The organism is Agromyces sp. P2_B3 (assembly GCF_056404815.1).
In genome coordinates, this window is sequence record NZ_JBFUDH010000012.1 from 49,675 (window position 1) to 71,571 (window position 21,897).

The window sequence follows — 21,897 nt, forward strand, 5'->3', positions numbered from 1 at the left end:
CACGCCCCAGACGCCCCAGACGCCACCCACCCCGCCGGCGAGCGCGCAGACCATGACAGCTTTCGTCATCGACGCCTACGGGCAGCCGATGCACGAGGCGGAGGTCCCGAGACCGACCGTCGGCGACCACGACGTGCTCGTTCGCGTACAGGCCGCCGGCGTCAACCAACTCGACGCCGGTATCCGGGACGGCCGGTTCCGCCAGATCCTGCCGTACCGGCTGCCGCAGGTCCTCGGCAACGACCTCGCCGGCACGGTGGTGCAGGTCGGCGCGAAGGTCGACCGGTTCGCTCCGGGCGACGAGGTCTACGGGCGACCCCGCAAGGACCGCATCGGCACGTTCGCCGAGGAGCTCGCCGTCGATCAGCGCGACCTCGCGCCCGCGCCCGCGTCGACCACCGTCGAGGAGGCGGCATCCCTGCCCCTCGTGGCGTTGACCGCGTGGCAGGCGCTCGTCGAGCGGGCCGACTTGCGGCCCGGACAGACCGTGCTGATCCACGGCGGCGCCGGAGGCGTCGGGTCGATCGCCATCCAGCTCGCCAAGCACCTCGGCGCGATCGTCGCGACGACGGCCGGCGCCTCGAATGCCGACTACGTGCGCGGCCTCGGCGCCGATATCGTCATCGACCACCGAAACCAGGACTTCGAGTACGAGCTGCACGACGTCGACATCGACCTGGTGCTCGACAGCCAGGGCGGCGAGACCCTCGAGAAGTCCATCCGCGTCGCACGGCCCGGCGGCCGGGTCATCGGCATCGCCGGTCCGCCCGATCCCGGCTTCGCACACGAGCTCGGAGCGAGCCCGCCGCTGCGCCTCGCGATGCGGGCCCTCAGCAGCGGGGTGCGGCGCCGGGCGCGGCGCCGCGGGGTCGAGTACTCGTTCCTGTTCATGCGCGCCGACGGCGCCCAGCTCGAGCGCATCACCGAGCTCGTCGACGCCGGCATCATCCGCCCGCAGGTCGGCCGGGTCTTCCCGTTCGCCGAGACGCCCGAGGCGCTGGCCGCGCTCGAGCGCGGAGGCATCCGTGGGAAGGTGGTGGTGAGCGGGAAGGACCGGACACGTGCAGCATGACGCACCGCCCATCGGCCGCCGTGAGCGCAACAAGCAGCAGAAGCTCGAGCGCATCACGGCCGCCGCGACCGAGCTGTTCAGCGAGCACGGCGTCGACGAGGTCACGACGCAGCAGATCGCCGACCGCGCCGACGTCGGTGCCGGCACGGTCTTCCTCTACGCGAAGTCCAAGGCCGAGCTGCTGCTGCTCGTGCACAACGTCAAGTTCGCCGACGCGATCGAGCGCGGCGAGGCCGCGGCATCCGGAACCACCGACCGGCTCGATGCCCTCATGGCCATCGTGAGCCCGATCGTCGAGTGCAACCGCGTGCAGATCGAGAACGGGCGCACCTACCTGCGCGAGCTCGTCTTCGGCGACCCCGAGGAGCCGCACCACCGCGAGGGACTCGTCCTCAGCGCCCGCGTCGAGGCGGCGTTCGTCGACGTGCTGCGGCGCGACGAGCGCATCAGTGCAGCGGATGCCGCGGCGCTCGCCCGCGCGATCTCGGCCGTCATGTTCATCAGCATCACCGCCACCCTCTACCGCGGCCTGACCGACGCTGAGGTCGTCGGGGTCATCCGCGAGCAGGTCGGAGTGATGCTCTCACCCCGCTGAGCGTAGATTTGGGCACGAACGAGGAGGTTCGCGTGAGCACCGTTCGTGAGTCCAGCACTTCCACCGCCACCAGCGCCGAGGGGGCCGTCGCCGCCGGATCAGCTCCCGAGGTCGACGCGCAGCAGTCGCGCGCCGTCGCCGAAGCCGCCCGCGAACAGGACTGGCGCAAGCCGAGCTTCGCCAAGGGCCTGTACCTGGGGCAGTTCGACCTGTCGCTGATCCATCCGCATCCCCGACCCGATCCGGCCCGCCGCGAGCGCGGCGAGGCGTTCCTCGCGGCGCTCGAGACGGTGCTGCGCGACGTGGACATCGCCCGCATCGAGCGGGAGGCGCGCATCCCCGACGAGACCTTCCAGGCGCTCGCCGACATCGGGGCGTTCGGCATGAAGATCCCGGTCGAGTACGGCGGTCTGGGCCTCGGGCAGTGGTACTACAACCGCGCGCTCGTGATGATCGGGTCGGTGAACGCCAGCCTCGGCGCGCTGCTCTCGGCGCACCAGTCGGTCGGCCTGCCCGAGCCGCTCGTGCTCGCCGGCACCGAGGAGCAGAAGCGCGAGTACCTGCCGCGGTGCGCGGCGGGTGCGATCAGCGCCTTCCTGCTCACCGAGCCCGAGGTGGGCTCCGATCCCGCCCGGCTGCGGGCCACCGCGGTGCCGACCGACGACGGCGCGGAGTACGTGCTCAACGGCACCAAGCTGTGGACCACCAACGGGGTCGTCGCCGAGCTGCTCGTCGTGATGGCGCGCGTGCCGAAGTCCGACGGGCACCCCGGCGGGATCAGCGCGTTCATCGTCGAGGCGCGCGCCCCCGGCATCACCGTGCACCGCCGCAACGCCTTCATGGGTCTGCGCGGCATCGAGAACGGGCTGACCTCGCTCCACGACGTGCGGGTTCCTCGCGAGAACCTCATCGGCCGCGAGGGCCAGGGCCTGAAGATCGCGCTGACCACCCTGAACGCCGGGCGACTGGCGATCCCGGCGATCTGCGCGGGCGCGGGCAAGTGGAGCCTCAAGATCGCCCGCGAGTGGTCGCGCGAGCGGGTGCAGTGGGGCCGACCCGTCGGCGAGCACGCCGCGGTCGCGCACAAGGTCGCATTCATCGCCGCGACGACGTTCGCGCTCGAGGCCGTGGTCGACCTGTCGGGCGTGCTCGCCGACGAGGACCGCAAGGACATCCGCATCGAGGCGGCGCTCGCGAAGATGTGGGCGTCCGAGATGGGGTGGCGCATCGCCGACGAGCTCGTACAGATCCGCGGCGGCCGCGGGTTCGAGACCGCGGCGTCGCTGGCCGCCCGCGGCGAGCGCGCCGTCGGGGCCGAGCAGGTGCTGCGCGACATGCGGATCAACCGCATCTTCGAGGGCTCGACCGAGATCATGCGGCTGCTCATCGCCCGGGAGGCCGTCGACGCACATCTCACCGCTGCCGGAGACCTCATCGACCCGCACCTCGAACTCGCCCGCAAGCTCAAGGCCGCCGCATCCGCCAGCGGGTTCTACGCCCGCTGGCTGCCGCAGCTCGTGGCCGGCAAGGGCGACCTGCCGACCTCCTTCGACGAGTTCGGCCCGCTCGCCGCGCACCTCCGCTACGTCGAGCGCACCAGCCGCAAGCTCGCCCGAGCGACCTTCTACGGGATGACGCGCTGGCAGGGCGCGCTCGAGCGCAAGCAGGGGTTCCTGGGACGGGTCGTCGACATCGGCGCTGAGCTGTTCGCCGTCTCGGCCTCGTGCGTTCGCGCCATGATGATCGCCGCCGACACCCCCGAGCACGGCAAGGCGGCCTACCAGCTCGCCGACACGTTCGCCGAGCAGTCCCGTCTTCGCACCGAACGACTGCTCGACGGGCTCTGGCACAACACGGATGCCGCTGACGAGCGCCTCTCGGAACGGGTGCTCGACGGCGCGTACGAGTGGCTCGAGCACGGGATCCTCGACCGCAGCGAGGGCACCGGCCCGTGGATCACCGAGGCGGTGCCGGCCGACGCATCCGAGAACGTCGCGCGCCGCGTCATCCGCTCGCCGTAGGGGGCTCGGCGCGAGCGCCCCGCGAGTCCGCGTTCGCGTGAACGCAAGCCCGTTGTGCACCCGTCGAACCCGCGCGTAGCTTCCACCCCAACAGACCGGGATGGAGACTGCGATGACCGTAGACGATTCGACCCGCCGGCCGGTGCTCGACCGGTTGACGAAGGCGGCCGGCTCCCCCGGCACCGGAGCATACGTGGGCGTGCTCAGCCTCGTCGTGCTCGCGGCATCCGGCGCCATCGGCCTCGCCCTGCGCACGCCGTGGCTGTTCCCGAGCCTCGGCCCGACGGTCATGCTGATTTTCGGCGCCGCCAAGGATCCGTCGTCGCGACCGCTGAACGCCGCGGTCGGGCACGGGGTCGGCATCGGCGCCGGCGTGCTCTGCCTGATCGTCTTCGGCATGGACGGCCAGCCGTCGGCGCCCGACCAGGGCCTCACACCGGGATACCTCCTGGCAGCTGCGTTCTCCGTGGCCGTCACGGCGTTCGTGCTGAGCGCCCTGAAGCTGCCGCATCCGCCCGCCGGAGCCACCACGATGATCATCAGCCTCGGCGTGATCGCCGACCCGATCGGCATCCTCTCGATGGCGTCGGCCCTCGCGTTCGTCATCATCGCGGGCTGGGGGCTGAACATGCTGCTCGGCATGAGTCCGTCCCGCCCGGAGGGGTGAGGCGCCGCCTGCGGCATCCGGGGAATACATGCTCAGTCATGTTGTTTACCTTTCTCGAACGACCGCAGAAAGGCGGACCCCATGCAGTTCGGCATCTTCAGCGTCGGCGACATCGCCCCCGACCCCACCACCGGAACCACCCAGAGCGAGGCGGAGCGCATCAGCAACCTCGTGCGCGTCGCGCAGCGGGCCGACGAGGTGGGCCTCGACGTGTTCGCACTCGGCGAGCACCACAATCCCCCGTTCGTGCCGTCGTCGCCGCCCACGCTGCTCGCGCACATCGCGGCGCTCACCGAGCAGATCGTGCTGAGCACGTCGGTCACCCTGATCACCACCAACGACCCGGTGAAGCTCGCCGAGGACTACGCCATGCTCCAGCACGTGGCGAAGGGGCGCCTTGACCTCATGGTCGGTCGCGGCAACACGGTCCCCGTGTACCCGTGGTTCGGCAAGGACATCCGCCAGGGCGTCGCGCTGGCGCTCGAGAACTACAACCTGCTGCACCGGCTCTGGCGTGAGGACGTCGTCGACTGGGAGGGCAGCTTCCGCACACCGCTGCAGGGCTTCACGTCGACCCCGCGCCCGCTCGACGACGTCCCGCCGTTCGTGTGGCACGGCTCTATCCGCACTCCCGAGATCGCCGAGCAGGCCGCCTTCTACGGCAACGGCTACTTCGCGAACAACGTGCTCGCCCCGAACTTCCACTTCAAGCCGCTCGTCGACTTCTACCGCGACCGGTTCGAGCACTACGGTCACGGCACTCGCGACCAGGCGATCGTCGGCCTCGGCGGACAGGCGTTCATCGCGAAGCGCTCGCAGGACGCCGTCGCCGCGTTCCGGCCGTACTTCGAGGAGTACCCGCTCTTCAAGGGCAGCTCGCTCGACGACTTCATGGCCCGCACGCCGCTCAGCGTGGGCAGCCCGCAGGAGGTCATCGACAAGACCCTCACGTTCCAGGAGGGGTTCGGCGACTACCAGCGCCAGCTGTGGTCGCTCGACGGCCTGGCGCTTCCCGTCGAGGTCGCGCTCGAGCAGGTCGAGCTGCTCGGCACCGAGGTGGTGCCCGTGCTGCGCAAGGAGATGGCGGCGCGGCGCGCACCTGGGGTTCCGGATGCCCCGAAGCACGCGAGTCTCGTCAGGGCCAAGTACGGCGACGCGGAGCCCCGCCAGCCGCGACCGAACCCGAACCGCGGCGACAACCTGTCGGGCGCCTCGCCCTACCAGGACAGCGACCCGAACGCTCCGGCTCGCTTCCCCCTGGCGGCGTGACCGTGGCGCACGAGGCGCGGCTCGCGAACGAGGCCTGGGAGGCGTACTACCGCGCCCAGGCCACGATCGCCCGCGAGCTCACCGACGCCGACATCTGGGAGGGGCTGCTCACCCGTGAGTACGCGGTGCTCTTCGCCCTCTCGTCGGAGCCCGACGGGCTCAGGATCACCGAGCTGGGCGACGACGTGCTCATCACCCAGCCGGGCATGTCTCGCCTCATCGTGCGCCTCGAGGCACGAGGTCTCGTCGAACGGGTCGACGACGCCGCCGACGGCCGGGCACGTCGCATCCGTCTCACGCCAGACGGACTGGCCACCCAGCGCCGCGTCGGCGCCGGGGTCGCCCGGCACGTCACCGAGGCGCTCGGCCGCGCCCTCGATCACGACCAGATCGTGATGCTGCGCGACCTCAGCCTCGCCCTGCTCGCCGGCGCCTCGGGCCCCTCGGCCGAGGTGCAGCAACTCGCCATGCGAAGGAACCTCTCATGACCAGCACTCCAACCCACACTCCCGATCAGCTCGCAACGGATGCCGCGAGCCGGCCCCTGCGGCTCGTCGTCGTCAGCGCGGGCGTGAGCGACCCGTCCACCACACGACTGCTCGCCGACCGGGCCGCGCAGAAGACGATCGACCTGCTCGGCGAGGCCGGGATGCCCGCGACCGTGAACGTGATCGAGCTGAGCGGGCTCGCCGTCGAGATCGCGCAGGCCATCGTGGCCGGATTCCCCGGCGTGCGCCTGCAGGCCGCGATCGAGCTCCTCGCCGGAGCGGACGCCGTCATCGCGAGCACCCCGGTCTACAAGGCGGGCATCAGCGGGCTGTTCAAGTCGTTCGCCGACGTGCTCGACAACGACCTGCTAATCGCCAAGCCGGTCATCCTCGCGGCAACGGCGGGCACGCCCCGTCACGCGATGGTCGTCGACGAGCAGCTGCGCCCGCTGTTCGCGTTCCTCCGGGCGATGCCCATGCCCACGTCGCTCTTCGCGGCGCCCGACGACTGGGGATCGACGACGCTCGGCGACCGCATCGCCCGAGCGGCCACGGAGCTCACGCTGTTCCTGCGCAGCGGCGTGGGCGCCTCCATCGCCGACAGCAACTGGTCGGTCTACCAGCACCAGTTCGCCGGCAACGCGACCGCCGCCGAGCGCTCGGTCGCGGACGTCGACTTCGCCACCGACCTGATGCGGCTCGCCGCCGGCGGAGCGCGCTGACGCGGCATCCGGAACCGACTGCACCGGCCGGAACCGACCTCACCGGCCGGAACCCAATGCACGGGCCGGCATCGGCGTAACTTGGGGGCATGGCGAAGCAGCCGATCGTGTACGAGACCACGCACCGAGTCGCCTTCTCGGAGCTCGATCCGTTCCAGCACCTGAGCACCGGCAACTACGCCAGGTACTTTACCGACCACCGCATGGAGGCGCTCGCGAAGTACGCCGGGTGGGATCTCCCCACCCTCGACACGCTCGGCTTCATGACGTGGATCCGGCGCATGGAGATCAGCTTCCGCCGACCGGTGAACGCCGACCAGGAGATCACGATCACGTCGTTCGTGCGCGAGTTCCACGGGCCCGACGCGATCATCGAGTGCACGATGGCGGATGCCGCGGGTACGACAGTCGCCACGTGCCTCATGATCGTGGCGCACGTCGACGCGACGACACGGCGCGCGACCGACTGGCCCGACGACCTGCGGGCGATCTTCTTCGAGGCGGAGCACTAGCGGGCCTCGGCACGCGCGCGGCGCCAGTGCGGCTGCCGCTCCCCCGTCGTCACTAGCTGCCGGCGAGGATCGCCCCGAGCCGCGCCCGGCACTCCGCGACGAACTCGGGAAGGGTGCGCCAGTAGTACGGGATGCCGAGGATCGCGACCGCGATCGCCCAGGCCCGGGCGCGCCGCCAGGTCGCCTGGTCGAGGTGCAGCGCGTTCCAGTAGGCGTCGCGGGCGGCCTGCGGCAGGTCCCAGACGGCGGCATGCTCGGCATCGGGCGCGCCGACCGAGAGCGCCCCGAAGTCGATGACCGCGTGAAGCCGGCCCGCGGCGACGAGGAGGTTGCCCGGGCGCAGGTCGCCGTGCAGCCACACGTGCGGCGCCCGCGAGTCGGGCAGGTCCAGCCCGTCGCGCCACCACTGCTCGAGCCGGTCGAGGTCGAGGTCGTCACCCACGAGCGGGCGAGCCTCGTCGAAGGCCTGCGCAACCCCCGGCTCGGGCTCGCGGAGGCTGCCGCCCCGATACCAGCTCAGGTCGCCCGACCGTCGCTGGCCCATGAGGTCGATGCGGTGCAGGTCGCGCACGAAGGCGGCGAGGTCGTCGCCGAACCGTCGCCAGTCCGTCACGGTGTCGGATGCCGGTGGGGCGCCGTCGATCCACCGGTACACCGACCACTCCAGCGGGTACGCGTGCGACGGGGAGCCATCGTGCACCGGTTCGGGGATGCGAACCGGCAGGGCGGGCGCCAGGCGGGGAAGCCACGTGCGCTCCTTGCGCAGCGAGGGCACCCCTCCCGCCGTGCGCGGCATCCGCATCAAGAGGTCGTCGCCAAGCCGGAACATCACGTTGTCGGTGCCGCCACCGGCGAGGGTCACCGGCAGGCCGGCCCACTCCGGTCGCTCGCGAGCGATGAGGGCGGAGGCGAGACCGACGTCGATCGGCAGCTCGTCGGAATGGAGTGGCATCCGACCCAGCTTGCCACTCACCGCAGCGCACTCACCGCGGTTCGTGTCGCGGTCCAGTGTCGGTGCCCCCGAGCAGGATGGCGGCATGCATGGAACCGTCGTGGTCACGGGTGGCGCCGCCGGGCTGGGCGCCGTCATCGCCGAGACGCTGCTCGCGCACGGTCACGGCGTGCTCCTCATCGACCGCGACCTGGCGGCGGCGACGCTGACGGCGAGCGACCTCGAGGCGCGGCACGGGTCGCCCGTGGCGGTCGTCGCCGCCGACCTGTCGACGATCCACGGCATCAACGCGGCGGCCGACGCGCTCGCCGGGGTCTCCGGCGTCACGGCGCTCGTGAACAATGCGGGAGGCTGGTCGCCGGGCCCGCAGTACCCCGACGCCGAACCCGACGCATGGCTCGGCGCGCTGACGCTCGACCTGGTCGCGCCGATGCTGCTCGCGCAGCGGCTGTGGCCGCGGCTCGCGACGGTCGGCGGAGCGGGCGGCGTGGTCGGGGCGAGCGGCGGCGTCGGGGCGAGCGGCGCGGTCGTGAACATCGGGTCGAGCGGCGGCGAGGGTGACGAACCCTACGGGTCACCCGAGTACGGCGCCGCGAAGGCCGGCCTCCGCCGCTTCACGAGCTCGCTCGGCGGTCGGGCCGACGTTCGCGTCATGGCCGTTGTGCCCGGCTGGATCGGCCTCGATCGCGCTCATGCCCAATTCGCCGCCCTCGCACCCGAGCAGCAGCGTGCGGCTGGGCGGCTCATCCCGCCGCAGGAGGTCGCGGATCGGGTGCTGTACCTGCTCGAGCACGGACGCCCCGGCGAGGTCGCCGAACTGCTCGAGTGAGCGCTCGTCGACAGCCGTCGCGCGAGCGAGTACCGTGCGAGCGACCGAGTCGTTCGACCGCCAGACAGGAGTATCACGATGGCCGAGGTTCTGCTCTTCCATCACGCACTGGGTCCCACCGAGGGCCTGCATGCCTTCGCCGACGACCTCCGTCAGGCCGGCCACACCGTGCACACGCCCGACCTCTTCGACGGACGCACCTTCGACTCGATCGAGGCGGGCGTCGGCTACGCCAAGGAGGTCGGCTGGGACGAGATCATGGCCCGCGGCCAGCGTGCGGCCGGGTCGCTCACGAACGAGCTCGTCTACGGCGGCTTCTCGCTCGGAGTCGTTCCAGCGCAGCAGCTCGCCCAGACCCGCGACGGCGCGAAGGGCGCCCTGTTCTTCTACTCCTGCCTGCCGCCGTCGGAGTTCGGCGGCTGGCCGGCCGGCCTCCCCGCGCAGATCCACGGGGCGGATGCCGACCCGATCTTCATGGACGAGGGCGACGTCGACGCGGCGCGGGAGCTCGTGGCATCCGCCGACGACGCCGAGCTCTTCCTGTATCCCGGCGACCAGCACTACTTCGCCGACTCCAGCCTGCCGAGCTACGACGCGGCGGCCGCGCAGCTCCTCACGCAGCGGGTGCTCGAGTTCCTCGCCCGAGTCGGCTGAGGCTCAGCCGAGCCCGGCGCGCTCCTCCGAGGCATCCGTCACACCCGCGACCGGCTGTCGCGACAGCCCGACGGAGCCGGCGCCCGGCGTGCGCTCGGACAGCGCCGCCGACACCGCGACCGACTCGTCGACGTCGGGGTACTGCGGACGCAGCTGCACCGCGTGCTGGCGACGCTGCTCGCGCTTCGCCTTGCGCGAGGACGCGACGAGGTTCAGCGCCTCGACGAGGATCGCGAACGCCATCGGCGCGTAGATGAGCGCCTTGTCGATCTTGATGCCGAAGCCCTCGGCGATGAGGAACACGCCGATGAGCAGCAGGAAAGACAACGCGAGCATCTTCACCGTGGGGTGGCGGTTCACGAACGTGAAGATGAAGCGCGACGCGAACAGCATGATCCCGAACGACAGCACGACGACCGTGATGATGATGAGGAGGTTCTCGGTCATGCCGACCGCGGTGATGACCGAGTCGAGCGAGAAGACGATGTCGAGCAGCAGGATCTGGGTGAGGACCGAGCCGAACGTGATGCGCTTCGGCGCGGCGCCGCCATGCTCCTCCTCGGCGCCCTCGAGCTTGTGGTGGATCTCGGTGACCGCCTTGTAGACGAGGAAGAGGCCACCCGCGATGAGGATGAAGTCCTTGATCGAGAAGCCCATCCCGAACCAGACGACGACGTCCTCCTTCAGGGTGATGATCCAGCCCGCGAAGAACACGAGCACCACGCGGATGACCATCGCCAGGGTCAGGCCGAGGTTGCGGGCCCGGGCCTGCTGCTCCTTCGGCAGCTTCGACGCGAGGATCGAGATGAAGATGACGTTGTCGACGCCGAGCACGATCTCGAGCACGAACAGCGTGACGAAGACGGCGATGAGATCGGGGGTGAAGGCGAGTGAGAAGTCCACCCGCTCATGCTAGGTGCACGTCACTTCTCGAGCGACGCGATCCACTTCCTCATCGCACCGGCCGAGATCCCGTGCTTCATGTGCCCCTTGCCGAGGCCTGCGGCGGCGATGATCTGCTCGGCGGAGCATCCGCCCGTCTCGTCGAGCGTGTACCTGACCGCGCCGGTCGCGTCGACGAAGCCGGCCTCGCTGCTCGACCAGGAGTGGTTGGGCTTCAGCTCGCCCCGGTTCTGGTTGTGCTTCGGCTTGGCCGGGTGATCGTTGGGCTCGGCCTCGGCCTCGGCCTCGGCCTTGCCCTTGGCCTTGTCCTTGGCGGAGTCGCCCTTGAGCTCGAGGTCGGCCGGACCCGCTGTGAACGTGGTGTCGGCGCACACATCGGATGCGTCGGATACGCCGTCGCCGTCGGCGTCGCCTTCGCCCGCCACGCCCGCCTCGCCCGCCACGACAAGGCGGAACGCGACGTCGTCACTCGTGACGACCTGCTCGGCGTGGGCGGGCGCCGAAACGGCCAGGGCGAGGATGGCCGCCACGGCGACGCCAACGGTGACACCGAGTCGGGATATGTGGGCGCGTCGCATGATCGTGGACTCCGTCCGACGACCCTCGGGTGGGCCGACACACGCAGGGTACGCCCGATGCCCCGACGCCGCGTTCCCCCGAACGCGGCTCATACGCGCCCGCAACGCGCGCGGGCTCCCGCCGCGCGATCCGGCTACGACGCCGGCGCGTACCTCGCGGCGATGATGCCCGACTCCGTCGCATCCACGCCGAGCAGTCGCAGACCGACGGGATGCGGCGTGGTCAGCCGCTGCCCGTCGGTGCCGACCATGAACGGGTGGATGCCGGCGCGGATCTCGTCGACCAGGCCGGCGTCGACGAGCGTGGCGGCCAGCCCGCCGTAGCCATGCGAGATGATCGACCCGTACTGCTCGCGCAGCCCGCGCACCGCCTCGGCGACGTCACCCTCGATGAGCGTCGCGTTCCAGTCGAGCGGACCGGTCAGCGTCGTCGACGCGACGTACTTGGGCAGGGCGTTGTAGTGCGCCGCGAAGCCTCGGTCGTCGGTCTGCTTCGGCCAGTACTCGCGGAAGAACTCGTAGCTCTCGCGGCCGAGCAGCACCGCGTCGGCGCCGAAGACGAGCTCGTCGGAGGCTCGCTGCAGCCCCGGGTCGTTCTCGTCGAACCACTGCTCCATCTGGTCGAAGACCCCGTCGAGCGTCATTTCGAATGAGATCGTCACGGTTCCCATGCGCTCCAGCCTGCCCCGTTCGGCCCCGGATGTCACGGGGCGCCGGTGATCGCGTCGACCACCGCGCGCCACGCCGCCGGGGGCAGCTCGTGCCCGCCGCCGGGGATCGTGACCAGGCGGGACCCGCGGATGTCGCGCGCCAGCGCCTCCCCGTTGCCGGGCGGGAACACGGGGTCGGCGGTGCCGTGCACCACCGTCGTGGGCACCCGGACCTCGCCCAGGCGCTCCCTCCAGCGCGGAGCGTCCTCGACGACGTCCGCCCCGCCCTCGTCGCGGTGCATGCCGGGCGACCGCCGCACCGTGTCGGTCCAGATCGCGCGGTCATGCGCCTCATCGAACTCGACGCCGGCGTAGTCGCGGTCGACGTCGACGTGGTGCTGGATCACCGCGTCGGGGTCGCTCCAGTCGGGCTCCGGCAGCGGGTTCGCCCACGCCTCCCGCATGCGAGCGGTGGCGCCGGGCAGGTCGGGATCGGCCTCGAACATCGTCGGGCTCGTGGACACGAGTGTCAGCCCGCGCACCCGATCGGGGTGATCGAGCGCAGCCAGTTGCGCGACCCACCCGCCCGCCGAGAACCCCACCCAGTGCGCGTCGGGCGCCGCGACGCCGTCGAGCACCGCGAGCGCGTCGAGCACCGCGACGGCATCCTCGACGGCGACCGGCAGTCCGTCGCGCCACGTGCCGGGCGGGCCGAGCTTCGTCTCCCCTATGCCGCGCTGGTCGTACCGCACCACGCGGAACCCGCGATCGGCGATGAGCTCGCAGAACTCGGGCCGCCACCAGTCCATCGACGATTCTCCCCCGGCGACGAGGAGCACGACCGGATCCCTCGGCTCGCCGATCGCCTCGGCCGCGAGCGTGGCGCCGTCGGGACGGCCGACCCGCACCGCTCGCACGTCAGCTCCCGACATCGTCGAACACCACCCGCGCCTCGAGGCCGAGGAAGTCGCCGTAGCGCTCGGCGGCATCCTCGATCGCCTTCGCATCCCGACCGCCCAACACCCGATGCGGGCGCAACGAGAACGTGACCGCCTTCGCGGTGACCGTGCGCTTCATGCCGGCGACGAGCTGCCCGTCGACGAGCGCCATGCCGATCGCGGCTTCGCGGGCCCGCGGCACGACCCCATCGGCGTCGAGCACCCAGCGCGTGTCCTGGTAGCCGCGGTACATCTCGTCGAGCACCTGCAGCAGGTGGCCGGCCGGCGACGCGGATGCGGGGGCGTCACCTGGCGCGTGCCAGAACGTGCGCCCGTCGTGCTCGAACGAGGCGAGCCGGTCGGATGCCGCGGCGATCCCGCGACGGACGTCGGTCACGGTGAGCGTGGCCCAGTACGCGAGGTCGCGCTCGGTCGCCGGCCCGTGCGAGGTGAAGTAGCGCAGGGCGATCTCGGCGAGCGCGTCGTCGCGGTCGAGGCGCCTCGGTGTCGGCACCCGATCGGCGAAGAGCGCGTACGTGTGCTCGCCGTCGCGCGGCACTCCGCTGCACACGAGGCTGAGCACCTCGAGGCGTCCGAGCAGCAGCATGAGCTGCTGGCCGGTGAGCTCGTCGCCGCGCTCGGCCAGGGCGGCCGCCAGATCGCTTCGTGTGCGGTCGGGCGACTCGGCGAGCATCGCCTCGACGGCGTCGTCGAGTGCGGGCAGCCGATCGGCCAGCGGTTGCAGCTGCTGCGCGAAGACCGGCATCACCCGCGGCGCGGTGAGCTCCTGCAGCCACTGTGCGTCGTCGGCGTGCACGTAGTGCCAGGTCGAGCGCAGCACGTGGATGCGCAGGACGCGCCCGTCGGCGAGGGCGTCGGCGAGGTCGTCCTGGCGCGGCGACGTGGTGCGGGTCGCCACCGCCCACGCGGACTGCGACGGGTTCTCGGCCTGCACCGCCAGCAACGAGCGCACCACCTCCTCGGCCCCCTCGGAAGGTGCGGCGAGCAGCTGCGAGTGCAGCCGCCACCGGGCGATGTCGCGGTCGGTGATCACGTGTGCAGCGTAGCGATCAGAGCCAGCCTCGGTCACGGGCCATCGTGAGCGCTTCGATGCGGTTCCGCGCGCCCAGCTTGCCGATCGCGTTGGAGAGGTAGTTGCGCACCGTGCTCGGCGAGAGCGAGAGCTGCCGCGCGATGTCGACGACCGCGGCGCCGGTCGCCGAGGCCCGCAGCACATCGGCCTCCCGCGCGGTGAGCGTGGTGCCGCTGACGCCGAGCGCCTCGGCGGCCAGTTGCGGGTCGACGACCCGCTCCCCCGCGCACACCCGGCGGATCGCGGCCGCGAGCTGCTCGACCGGGTCATCCTTGACGAGGAACCCCCGCGCACCCGCGGCGAGCGCCCGCCCGAGGTAGCCCGGTCGGCCGAACGTCGTCACCACCACCACGGCGCAGCCGGGCACCGCCTCGAGCAGCGGCGCGATCACGTCGAGGCCGCTGCGCCCCGGCAGCTCGATGTCGAGGAGCACGATGTCGGGCTTCAGACGCTGCGCCGCGGGGATCACCTCGTCGCCGCGTCCGACCCCGCCGACGACCGTGAGGTCGTCCTCGAGGTCGAGCAGGGTGGTGAGCGCCGAGCGCATCATGCGCTGGTCCTCGGCGATGAGGATCGTCGTCGGTTCGCTCACCGATGCGCCTCCTCGGACAGCGGAACGATCGCACTGAGGCGGAATCCCGAGGCCGACGATTCCACGCCGAACTCGCCGCCGACTGCCTCGACGCGTTCGCGCAGGCCGTCCAGCCCGCTCCCCGTCGCGGCACCCGGACGCGCCATGCCTCCAGGCCCGTGGTTCGGCCCATCGTCGGAGATCTCGACGCGGGCACCCTGCTCGGTCACGGCGACCTCGATCGTGCAGCGACGCGCGGCCGAATGGCGCAGCACGTTGGTGGCACCCTCGCGCACCACCCAGCCGAGGACGGCGTCCACGGTGATGGGCAGCACCCGGTGGGACCCGACGACGGAGGTCGCGACGCCGGCATCCTCGAGGGTGCGCCGTGCATTCGAGAGCTCCTCTGCGAGGCTGACCGACCGCGAGCCGGCCACGACCGATCGCACCTCGGCGAGCGCGTCGCGGGCAACGGTCTCGACCTCCGCGATGTGCGCCGTCGCGGCATCCGGCTCTCGCGACATGAGTCGGCGGGCCGCCTCGGACTTCACCGCGATGACCGAAAGGGAGTGGCCGAGCAGGTCGTGCAGGTCGCGTGAGAAGCGCAGGCGCTCCTCGCCGACGGCGACGACCGCGAGGCGTTCCCTCGTGCGGTCGAGCTCACGCGTCAGCGCGACGTAGTACTGCACGAGGTAGTTGCCCGCCCCGCCCGCGAACGCGGCGAATCCCACGAGCACCGCCGCCTCGAGCGACCACGTCTCGAAGCCCACGGCGAGGGCGCCGCTGACGGCGATGGCGCCGACCATGCCCATGGCCCATCGCCGGCGGATGGCGATCGACGCGGCCACGGCGAGGAGCGGGAACAGCAGCGCCTGGCCCGTGGGCCACAGCACGAGGTATCCGGTGCAGAGCAGGAGCAGTGCGACGAACACGATCTCGCTCACCGCGCTGGGCCGGCGCCGCGAGCCGAAGGGCAGCGACACGGTGACCCCGAAGACGGCGCCGAGCAGCACCACGTACCCGATGCGTGCCCACTCCCCGGCCGCGACGGCCGTCACGAGCGGGGCGACGAGGAGCACCGGCGCCGCGACCAGCGCCAGCCATGGGCCCGGCCGGTACGCGAGCCAGGTCGCCGTCCTTCGCAGCTCGGCGTCGTCGAGGGTGCCGCTCATCGTCATCGTGTCACTCGTCCCCGGGCCGTGGCCCCGGTCGGGGTCCGCTCCGCTCGCCAATCTACTCACCACCCTCGCGGACCCGCTGCCGACGACGTGCCGCGAGCGGAAGCCCGATCACCAGGGTGGCGCCCGTCACAAGGTGCATCGAGAGGAGCACGACGAGCACGGCGCCGGCCGCGCCCGTCAGGACGGGGCCGAGCAGCGAGAGCGCGAGCACCGTCCAGCCGACGATGGCGAACGTGCGGCCGCTGCGCGTCGTGAACCGCTCGAGCAGGGCGAGCACGCCCCACGCGGCGAGGCCGGCGACGAGCACCGCGGACACGATCGAGGCGGGCCCGACGGCCTGCGCCGTCGGACCCGACCCTGCGACGAGCTCGAGGCCGGCGAGCGGCACCGCGATCGCCCACACGAGCAGTGGCAGCACGATCGCCAGTGCGACGGTTGCCGCCCTGAGGAGGCGGCGGCGGCCGGTGCCGGAGGCATCCGCTCGGCCGAGGCCCGCCGTGGTGACGGAGGTGGAGCTCTGCTTGGTCGTCTCGTTCATGCCCTCGACGCTACGAACCATGCGGCTCGCTCGGCAGGGTCGAATGTCACCGGTTCGGCGTGAGGAATGTCCTCGCGCCGAGTGGGCGGGAGACGCGCGTGCGGGAGCCTAGAGCGACGCCGTCTCGAGATGCGGGGCGCCGTGGCTCAGCACCTTGACGACGAGGTTGTGCCGCTGCAGGGTGCGGATGGTACGCGCGACCTCCTCGGACGTGCTGCCGAGCGCACGCTCGTTCGCCACGACGAGCACGTCGCCGGCGCGGAGCGTCTCGAACAGCAGGCCGAACCGCTGCTCCCACGTCATCGTGCCCTCGGGCGCGGGGTGCTTGAAGTCGAGGATCGCCACGCCGAACGCGGCGAGGTCGTTGCGCTGCTGCACGACCGACGGCATGTCGTCGCGAGCGACCACCAGCCCGACGAGCCGCGAGCCCTCGGGCCGAGCCTTCCACCAGTCGCGGTTGCGCTGCAGCTCCTCGAAGCACTCGGGGCAGCCGATCGCGTGGTGGCCGGGGCCGTGCGGGGTGGTCGTCGCGCCGCGGCCGGGCAGGGTCGTCGCCGCAGCATCCGTCACTGCAGCATCCGTCGTCGCGTCCGTCGTCGACTCGCTCATGATGTCAGGCCCCTTCACGTCTCCTTCCATTCTCGCGGAACCACGACGGCTACGGCGAGGGCGGCTCCGGATGCTGCGCGTCCAGCAGGTCGGCGTACTGCGGGTTCCCCGCGATGAACGCCGCCACGACCGGGCAGCGCACCGTGACCGGCATCCGGCGTTCGCGCAGGTCGTCGAGCGCATCGGCGATCAGGTCGGTGGCGATGCCGCGCCCTCGGAACTCGGGCTCGACCGTCGTCGTCTGCACGACGATCCGGCCGTCGACCTCGTCGTAGCGGATGCTCGCGACCTCGACGCCGTCGAGCACGGCGACGTACGCGTGCTCGTCGTCACGACGGTGCACCTCGACCTCGGATGCCGCGTCGGCCGACGGCCGGTCCACCGCACGAACGGCGTCGGCGGTCACCTCGTCGACCAGCTGCTCGGTGCCCTCGTCGAGGAATCCGGTGCCGTCGGGGTATCCCGCCGAATCGGGGTACTCGAACCGCTCGGACGCATCTCCTGTGCTCATGGGGTTCTCCTGTCGCCTCGCACTGCTCCCGGCCCGGCCGAACCGGTCATGAGCACTGACCGGCCGGCCGGCCGTGGTGTGACCACCACGACGGTATCGCCCAGCACGTCACCTTGACCGCCGCTCACCCGAACGTGAAGCAGTACGCCTCCGCTCCGGCCTCGAGGAACTCGATCTCGAAGACCCGCCCCTCGACCTCGCCCGGCTGCCGCACCAGCTGGTACGTGTTCTGGTCCCGCACCACGCCCCGCCCGTCGGCATCCACGTCGGTGCCGTTGGCGCCGTCGAGCTCCCGCCCGTCGAGCCGCACCCGGAACGGGATCGACGCGCCCACCGTCGCCGGTCCCATCACCAGGTTCACGTCGCGCGCCTGGAAGGCGAAGGAGATGCGTCCGCCCGCCTGGTTCAGCACCGCGGCGTGCTGGGCCTGCGTCCAGACGCCCGTGAGGGTCCACGAGTTGAGCGGCAGGCCGCCGGCCCCCTCGTAGTCGTGCGGGCGGTCGTAGAGCGCGGCGTCCTCCGCGAGGAATCCGCTGCTCTGGCCGTACCCGAGGTAGGTCTCGGGCGACCGCAGCGAACGCCAGTCGGCGGCGACCTCGAGCCCCTGGGGGTCGACCATGACCAGGTCCATGTCGACGCCCTGCGCGCCGGCCTCGACGAGGAGCTGCTGGATCACCATCTCGGTCCGGGCATACTCCCCCTCGCCGAAGTGGTGGTAACGCAGACGCCCCTCGGCATCGGCGACGTAGACCGCGGGCCAGTAGTGGTTCGCGAACTCGTTCCAGACGCCGTAGTCACTGTCGACCGCGATCGGATACTGCACGCCGAGCGCGCCCGACTGCGCGATGACGTTGCGCAGTTCGTGCTCGAAACCGAACTCGGGCGTGTGCACGCCGACGATCGTCAGCCCGACATCCGCGTACTTCTCCGCCCATGCCTTCAGGTACGGGAAGGTGCGCAGCCAGTTGATGCACGTGTACGTCCAGAAGTCGACGAGCACCACGCGGCCGCGCAGGGCCGCCGGCGTCAGCGGCTCGGAGTTCAGCCAGCTCGTCGCCCGGTCGAACGACGGCAGGCGCCCCTCGTCGGGGAGCACCTCCTGATCCCCCGCGAGCCGGTGCGCGAGCGAGCGGAACAGGCCGCCGCGGCCCTCCCTCATGACGGTCGCGGCGACCGCCTCCTCATTCTCGATGTGATCGGACATCTGTTCCTCCAGTCGTCTGAGGCACGGTGGCCATGCTCGCGTCAGCCATCCCCGCCGCATCCGCGATCGCCGTGGCGAACGCCTCGGGCGCCTCCTGCGGCAGGTTGTGCCCGACACCCCCGGTGATGAGTCTGTGCTCGAACGGCCCGGTGAACCGGCCGGCGTACGACTCGGGTTGCGGATGCGGCGCACCGTTCGCGTCGCCCTCCATCGTGATGGTCGGCACGGCGATCGACGGCGTGGCGGCCAGCTGTCGTTCGACGTCGTCGTAGCGCGACTCGCCCTCGGCGAGTCCGAGCCGCCAGCGATAGTTGTGCACGACGATCGCCACGTGGTCGGGATTGTCGAAGGATGCCGCGCTGCGCGCGAACGTGGCGTCGTCGAAGCTCCACCGCGGTGAGGCCGTGTGCCAGATGAGGCGCGCGAAGTCGTCGCGGTACTGCTCGTAGCCGTCGCGTCCGCGCTCGGTGGCGAAGTAGAACTGGTACCACCACGAGAGCTCGGCCGCCGGTGGGAGCGGCCGGCGGTTGACCGCCGGGTCGCCGATCAGGTAGCCGCTCACCGCCACGAGCGCACGGGTCCGCTCGGGCCAGAGCGCCGCCACGATGTCCGCCGATCGCGCACCCCAGTCGAAGCCGCCGACGACCGCCTGGTCGATGCCGAGCGCGTCGAGCAGGGCGACGGCGTCGAACGCCAAGGCCGCCTGCTGGCCGTTCCTGGGTGCGTCGTCATCGAGGAACCGTGTGGAGCCGTACCCCCTGAGGTGCGGCACGATCACGCGGAAACCCTGCGCGGCGAGCAGCCCCGAGGCATCCAGGTAGCTGTGGATGTCATACGGCCATCCGTGCAGCAGCAGCACCGCTGGGCCGTCCGACGGGCCCACCTCGGCGTAGCCGACGCTCAGGGCACCGGCGTCCACCTGCCGGATGCTCGCGAACGATCCCGTGTCAGCCATGCCGGATCACCGCAGCGACCGGAACGCGGCGCGCATCTCCTGCGAGAACAGCTCGGGCTGCTCCCACGCCGCGAAGTGGCCGCCGCGCTCGAGGCGGTTGAAGTGGATGAGGTTCGGGTACGCCTGCGTCGCCCAACTGCGGGGAGCGGCGTAGATCTCGTCAGGGAACACGCTCACCGCGACCGGCAGCTTGACGCCCTTGGGCGCGAAGAAGGGGAGCTTGCTCTCCCAGTACAGCCGCGCCGACGACACTGCGGTGTTCGTGAGCCAGTAGAGGGTCACGTTGTCGAGGATGTCATCGGCGGTCAGCCCCTCGGATGCCCCGTCGAACACCCGCGCGATCAGGTCGTAACTGCGGGCGTCGTGATCGAGCATCCACGCGGCGAGGCCCACCGGCGAGTCCGCGATCCCGTAGAGGGTCTGCGGACGGTTGCCCATCTCCTGCGCGTAGGCGAGGCCGTGCGCGTAGAAGAACGCGAGCTGGTCCCAAGCGCCGCGCTCCTCGGCCGAGAGGTCCTCGGGCGGCGCTTCGCCATTCGTCAGCGCGGTCTGGATCGCGTCGGGAATGGTCGCGGGCATGTTGGTGTGGATGCCGACGAGCCCCTCGGGCTCGAGCAGGGCCATCTGCTCGGTCACGGCGTTGCCCCAGTCGCCGCCCTGGGCGACGTAGCGGTCGTAGCCGAGGCGTCGCATGAGCTCGATCCAGGCGCGTGCGATGCGGATCGGGTCCCAGCCGGTCTCGGTGGGCTTGCCGGAGAAGCCGTGCCCGGGCAGCGACGGGATGACGAGGTCGAACGCGTCCTCGGCGCTGGCGCCGTGGGCGGTGGGGTCGGTGAGCGGGCCGACGATCTTCAGCTGCTCGATGATCGACCCCGGCCATCCATGGGTCACGATCATCGGCAGGGCGCCCGGATGCTGCGAGCGCACGTGGATGAAGTGGATGTCGACGCCGTCGATCTCGGTGATGAACTGGGGCAGCTCGTTGAGGCGGGCCTCAGCGGTGCGCCAGTCGTACGCCTCCCAGCGCCGGGCGAGCTCGGTCATGACGTCGAGCTGCACGCCCTGCGAGGTGTCGCTCACGATCTCCCGGTCGGGCCAGCGGGTCTCGTGGATGCGGCGGCGCAGGTCCTCGAGGTCGGAGTCGGGGAATGCGACGGTGAACGGGCGGATCGAGGTGTCGTCCTCGCGGTGCTCCGCGTCGGAGCGGGGTTCGGTGACGGTCATGATGTACGTGCTCCTTCGGCGATGGTGGCGGCCGGTGCCGCACTTCGAGACTCCCGCGGCGCGATTGCGAGGGCGTCCGTAGGCCTCGCCAATTCGGGGCGGCTCAAGGCAGGACTTGAGGGGAACCCCTCATACCGCCATCGCGGGAATCGGCCGCCGTCGCAGGACCTACCCCATGCCGTTCCGGAGGGCGAAGGCGGTCGCCTCGCTGCGGCGGGCCACGCCGATCTTGCGATAGAGGCTCGTGATGTGGCGCTCGACGGTGCGGTCGCTCAGCCACATCACGCCGGCGATCTCCTTGTTGCTGAGGCCCTGCGCGAGCAGCCCCAGCACCTCCATCTCGCGGCGGGTCAACGACGGCTGCGGCGAGGGATCGACGCCGTTGCCGTTCCCGGTTCCGTTTCCATTTCCGTGCCGGTCGGATGCCGCGGGCGACGCGGTCGTGCCGGCACGACGCCGCGACGACTGGAGTCCGGCGTCGACCTCGGCGACCAACCGCGAGGCATCCGCGATCCGACGGGAGATCGCCGCGAGCGACGGTTCGGCGTCCTCGACGAGCACACGGAGCACCTCGTGCTGGCGCGACAGCGCCGCCTCCGCCTCGAGGCGCGCGGCATGCTCCCGGCGGATCCGCCGCGCGGTGTGCACGGCGATGGCGGCCTGGCTCACGGCCACGCGAAGGAGGTGCGTCTCCATCTCGTTCGGGAAGTCGGCGCGGCGAGCCGACACGAGCACGAGCCCGGTCTCCCACGGCAGCACGATCGGCAGGCTCACGACCCGCAGCGTGCCGACCTCGTCCACCGGGACGTCCGTCGCCGTCAGGCCCGGCGTCGGAGCCGGGTCGGCCTCGAGCACGGACCGCAGCTCGACCGGCAACCGCCCGCCCGTCGGCCGCCACGACTCCAGCGGCCGACCGTCATCCTGCGCGTCGTCGAATCGCGCATACGCGCCGTCGAGCTGCAGGATCCCGAAGAGCACGCTGAGCAGGCCCGTCGCGATCTCGGGCGGTTCGTGGTCGACCCACATCGCGGGCAGGGCGAGAAGCGCACCCAGGTCGCGGAGCCAGCGCCGGGTGTCGACGGCCGGGCCGTCCTGGGTGGGCGGCCCCGCCGGCGCAGGCCGGATCTCGTCAGCCGAACGTGCGGACGCGGCATTCATGTC

At 71.4% G+C, this 21,897-nt stretch carries 25 protein-coding genes; 10 read left to right on the forward strand and 15 right to left on the reverse strand.

Features of this window, described 5'->3' with window-relative positions; all coding sequences use genetic code 11:
* The first annotated feature begins 52 nt into the window (after positions 1-52).
* The 8 genes from AC1DZA_RS15715 (at position 53) to AC1DZA_RS15750 (ending at position 7,346) form a co-directional block, all read left to right on the forward strand.
* Complete coding sequence (locus AC1DZA_RS15715; protein ID WP_476773481.1) at positions 53-1,072, forward strand: NADP-dependent oxidoreductase; 1,020 nt, start codon at positions 53-55, stop codon at positions 1,070-1,072.
* The gene (locus tag AC1DZA_RS15720) at positions 1,062-1,667 is read left to right on the forward strand and encodes a TetR/AcrR family transcriptional regulator (protein WP_476773448.1); all 606 of its coding nucleotides are present in this window, start codon (positions 1,062-1,064) and stop codon (positions 1,665-1,667) included. The genes AC1DZA_RS15715 and AC1DZA_RS15720 overlap by 11 nt, the downstream gene beginning before the upstream one ends.
* A 32-nt stretch (positions 1,668-1,699) precedes the next feature.
* Positions 1,700-3,688 (forward strand): acyl-CoA dehydrogenase family protein, encoded by a 1,989-nt coding sequence (locus AC1DZA_RS15725; RefSeq protein WP_476773449.1) that lies wholly within the window; start codon positions 1,700-1,702, stop codon positions 3,686-3,688.
* A 112-nt stretch (positions 3,689-3,800) separates the two neighbouring features.
* Entirely contained in the window at positions 3,801-4,355 is a 555-nt protein-coding gene (locus AC1DZA_RS15730) for an HPP family protein (RefSeq protein WP_476773450.1), read from the forward strand.
* A gap of 81 nt (positions 4,356-4,436) precedes the next feature.
* On the forward strand, positions 4,437-5,624 hold the full coding sequence (locus AC1DZA_RS15735) for a CE1758 family FMN-dependent luciferase-like monooxygenase (protein WP_476773451.1): 1,188 nt from the start codon (positions 4,437-4,439) through the stop codon (positions 5,622-5,624).
* Entirely contained in the window at positions 5,621-6,112 is a 492-nt protein-coding gene (locus AC1DZA_RS15740) for a MarR family winged helix-turn-helix transcriptional regulator (protein ID WP_476773452.1), read from the forward strand. Before AC1DZA_RS15735 ends, AC1DZA_RS15740 begins: the two co-directional genes overlap by 4 nt.
* The gene (locus AC1DZA_RS15745; RefSeq protein WP_476773453.1) at positions 6,109-6,834 is read left to right on the forward strand and encodes a CE1759 family FMN reductase; all 726 of its coding nucleotides are present in this window, start codon (positions 6,109-6,111) and stop codon (positions 6,832-6,834) included. Before AC1DZA_RS15740 ends, AC1DZA_RS15745 begins: the two co-directional genes overlap by 4 nt.
* An 89-nt stretch (positions 6,835-6,923) precedes the next feature.
* Positions 6,924-7,346 (forward strand): acyl-CoA thioesterase, encoded by a 423-nt coding sequence (locus tag AC1DZA_RS15750; RefSeq protein ID WP_476763761.1) that lies wholly within the window; start codon positions 6,924-6,926, stop codon positions 7,344-7,346.
* Positions 7,347-7,398: 52 nt separating this feature from the next.
* Here AC1DZA_RS15750 and AC1DZA_RS15755 read toward each other — a convergent pair whose 3' ends face one another.
* Positions 7,399-8,298: an aminoglycoside phosphotransferase family protein gene (locus AC1DZA_RS15755; RefSeq protein ID WP_476773454.1), complete on the reverse strand. Its 900-nt coding sequence runs from the start codon at positions 8,296-8,298 to the stop codon at positions 7,399-7,401.
* Positions 8,299-8,383: 85 nt separating this feature from the next.
* Between AC1DZA_RS15755 and AC1DZA_RS15760 the strand changes: the two genes are divergently transcribed.
* Positions 8,384-9,127, forward strand: a complete 744-nt coding sequence (locus tag AC1DZA_RS15760; RefSeq protein WP_476773455.1) for an SDR family NAD(P)-dependent oxidoreductase — start codon at positions 8,384-8,386, stop codon at positions 9,125-9,127.
* Positions 9,128-9,205: 78 nt separating this feature from the next.
* Positions 9,206-9,781 (forward strand): dienelactone hydrolase family protein, encoded by a 576-nt coding sequence (locus AC1DZA_RS15765; RefSeq protein ID WP_476763822.1) that lies wholly within the window; start codon positions 9,206-9,208, stop codon positions 9,779-9,781.
* A 3-nt stretch (positions 9,782-9,784) separates the two neighbouring features.
* Here the strand turns inward: AC1DZA_RS15765 and AC1DZA_RS15770 are convergent, their stop codons facing one another.
* The 14 genes from AC1DZA_RS15770 to AC1DZA_RS15835 all read right to left on the reverse strand — a co-directional run bounded on the left by AC1DZA_RS15770 (position 9,785) and on the right by AC1DZA_RS15835 (position 21,894).
* Positions 9,785-10,684: a TerC family protein gene (locus tag AC1DZA_RS15770; RefSeq protein WP_476773456.1), complete on the reverse strand. Its 900-nt coding sequence runs from the start codon at positions 10,682-10,684 to the stop codon at positions 9,785-9,787.
* Between the two features lie 20 nt (positions 10,685-10,704).
* A complete protein-coding gene (locus AC1DZA_RS15775; protein ID WP_476773457.1) occupies positions 10,705-11,262 on the reverse strand; it encodes a hypothetical protein in 558 nt (185 codons plus the stop codon).
* 134 nt (positions 11,263-11,396) lie between these two features.
* Positions 11,397-11,924, reverse strand: coding sequence for a dihydrofolate reductase family protein (locus AC1DZA_RS15780; protein WP_476773458.1), 528 nt, complete (start codon positions 11,922-11,924; stop codon positions 11,397-11,399).
* 41 nt (positions 11,925-11,965) lie between these two features.
* Entirely contained in the window at positions 11,966-12,844 is an 879-nt protein-coding gene (locus AC1DZA_RS15785) for an alpha/beta fold hydrolase (RefSeq protein ID WP_476773459.1), read from the reverse strand.
* Positions 12,831-13,904: a winged helix DNA-binding domain-containing protein gene (locus tag AC1DZA_RS15790; protein ID WP_476761471.1), complete on the reverse strand. Its 1,074-nt coding sequence runs from the start codon at positions 13,902-13,904 to the stop codon at positions 12,831-12,833. The genes AC1DZA_RS15785 and AC1DZA_RS15790 overlap by 14 nt, the downstream gene beginning before the upstream one ends.
* Before the next feature lie 16 nt (positions 13,905-13,920).
* Positions 13,921-14,535 (reverse strand): response regulator transcription factor, encoded by a 615-nt coding sequence (locus tag AC1DZA_RS15795; RefSeq protein ID WP_476761470.1) that lies wholly within the window; start codon positions 14,533-14,535, stop codon positions 13,921-13,923.
* The gene (locus tag AC1DZA_RS15800; RefSeq protein ID WP_476761469.1) at positions 14,532-15,686 is read right to left on the reverse strand and encodes a sensor histidine kinase; all 1,155 of its coding nucleotides are present in this window, start codon (positions 15,684-15,686) and stop codon (positions 14,532-14,534) included. The genes AC1DZA_RS15795 and AC1DZA_RS15800 overlap by 4 nt, the downstream gene beginning before the upstream one ends.
* A 61-nt stretch (positions 15,687-15,747) precedes the next feature.
* A complete protein-coding gene (locus AC1DZA_RS15805; protein ID WP_476773460.1) occupies positions 15,748-16,233 on the reverse strand; it encodes a DUF6069 family protein in 486 nt (161 codons plus the stop codon).
* 108 nt (positions 16,234-16,341) lie between these two features.
* On the reverse strand, positions 16,342-16,842 hold the full coding sequence (locus AC1DZA_RS15810; RefSeq protein ID WP_476773461.1) for a dehydrogenase: 501 nt from the start codon (positions 16,840-16,842) through the stop codon (positions 16,342-16,344).
* 49 nt (positions 16,843-16,891) lie between these two features.
* Positions 16,892-17,353: a GNAT family N-acetyltransferase gene (locus AC1DZA_RS15815; RefSeq protein WP_476773462.1), complete on the reverse strand. Its 462-nt coding sequence runs from the start codon at positions 17,351-17,353 to the stop codon at positions 16,892-16,894.
* A 124-nt stretch (positions 17,354-17,477) separates the two neighbouring features.
* On the reverse strand, positions 17,478-18,557 hold the full coding sequence (locus AC1DZA_RS15820; protein WP_476773463.1) for a thioredoxin: 1,080 nt from the start codon (positions 18,555-18,557) through the stop codon (positions 17,478-17,480).
* Complete coding sequence (locus AC1DZA_RS15825) at positions 18,535-19,512, reverse strand: alpha/beta hydrolase (RefSeq protein ID WP_476773464.1); 978 nt, start codon at positions 19,510-19,512, stop codon at positions 18,535-18,537. Before AC1DZA_RS15825 ends, AC1DZA_RS15820 begins: the two co-directional genes overlap by 23 nt.
* A gap of 6 nt (positions 19,513-19,518) precedes the next feature.
* A complete protein-coding gene (locus tag AC1DZA_RS15830) occupies positions 19,519-20,736 on the reverse strand; it encodes an epoxide hydrolase family protein (protein WP_476773465.1) in 1,218 nt (405 codons plus the stop codon).
* A 168-nt stretch (positions 20,737-20,904) separates the two neighbouring features.
* On the reverse strand, positions 20,905-21,894 hold the full coding sequence (locus AC1DZA_RS15835; protein ID WP_476773466.1) for a helix-turn-helix transcriptional regulator: 990 nt from the start codon (positions 21,892-21,894) through the stop codon (positions 20,905-20,907).
* Between the last annotated feature and the right edge of the window lie 3 nt (positions 21,895-21,897).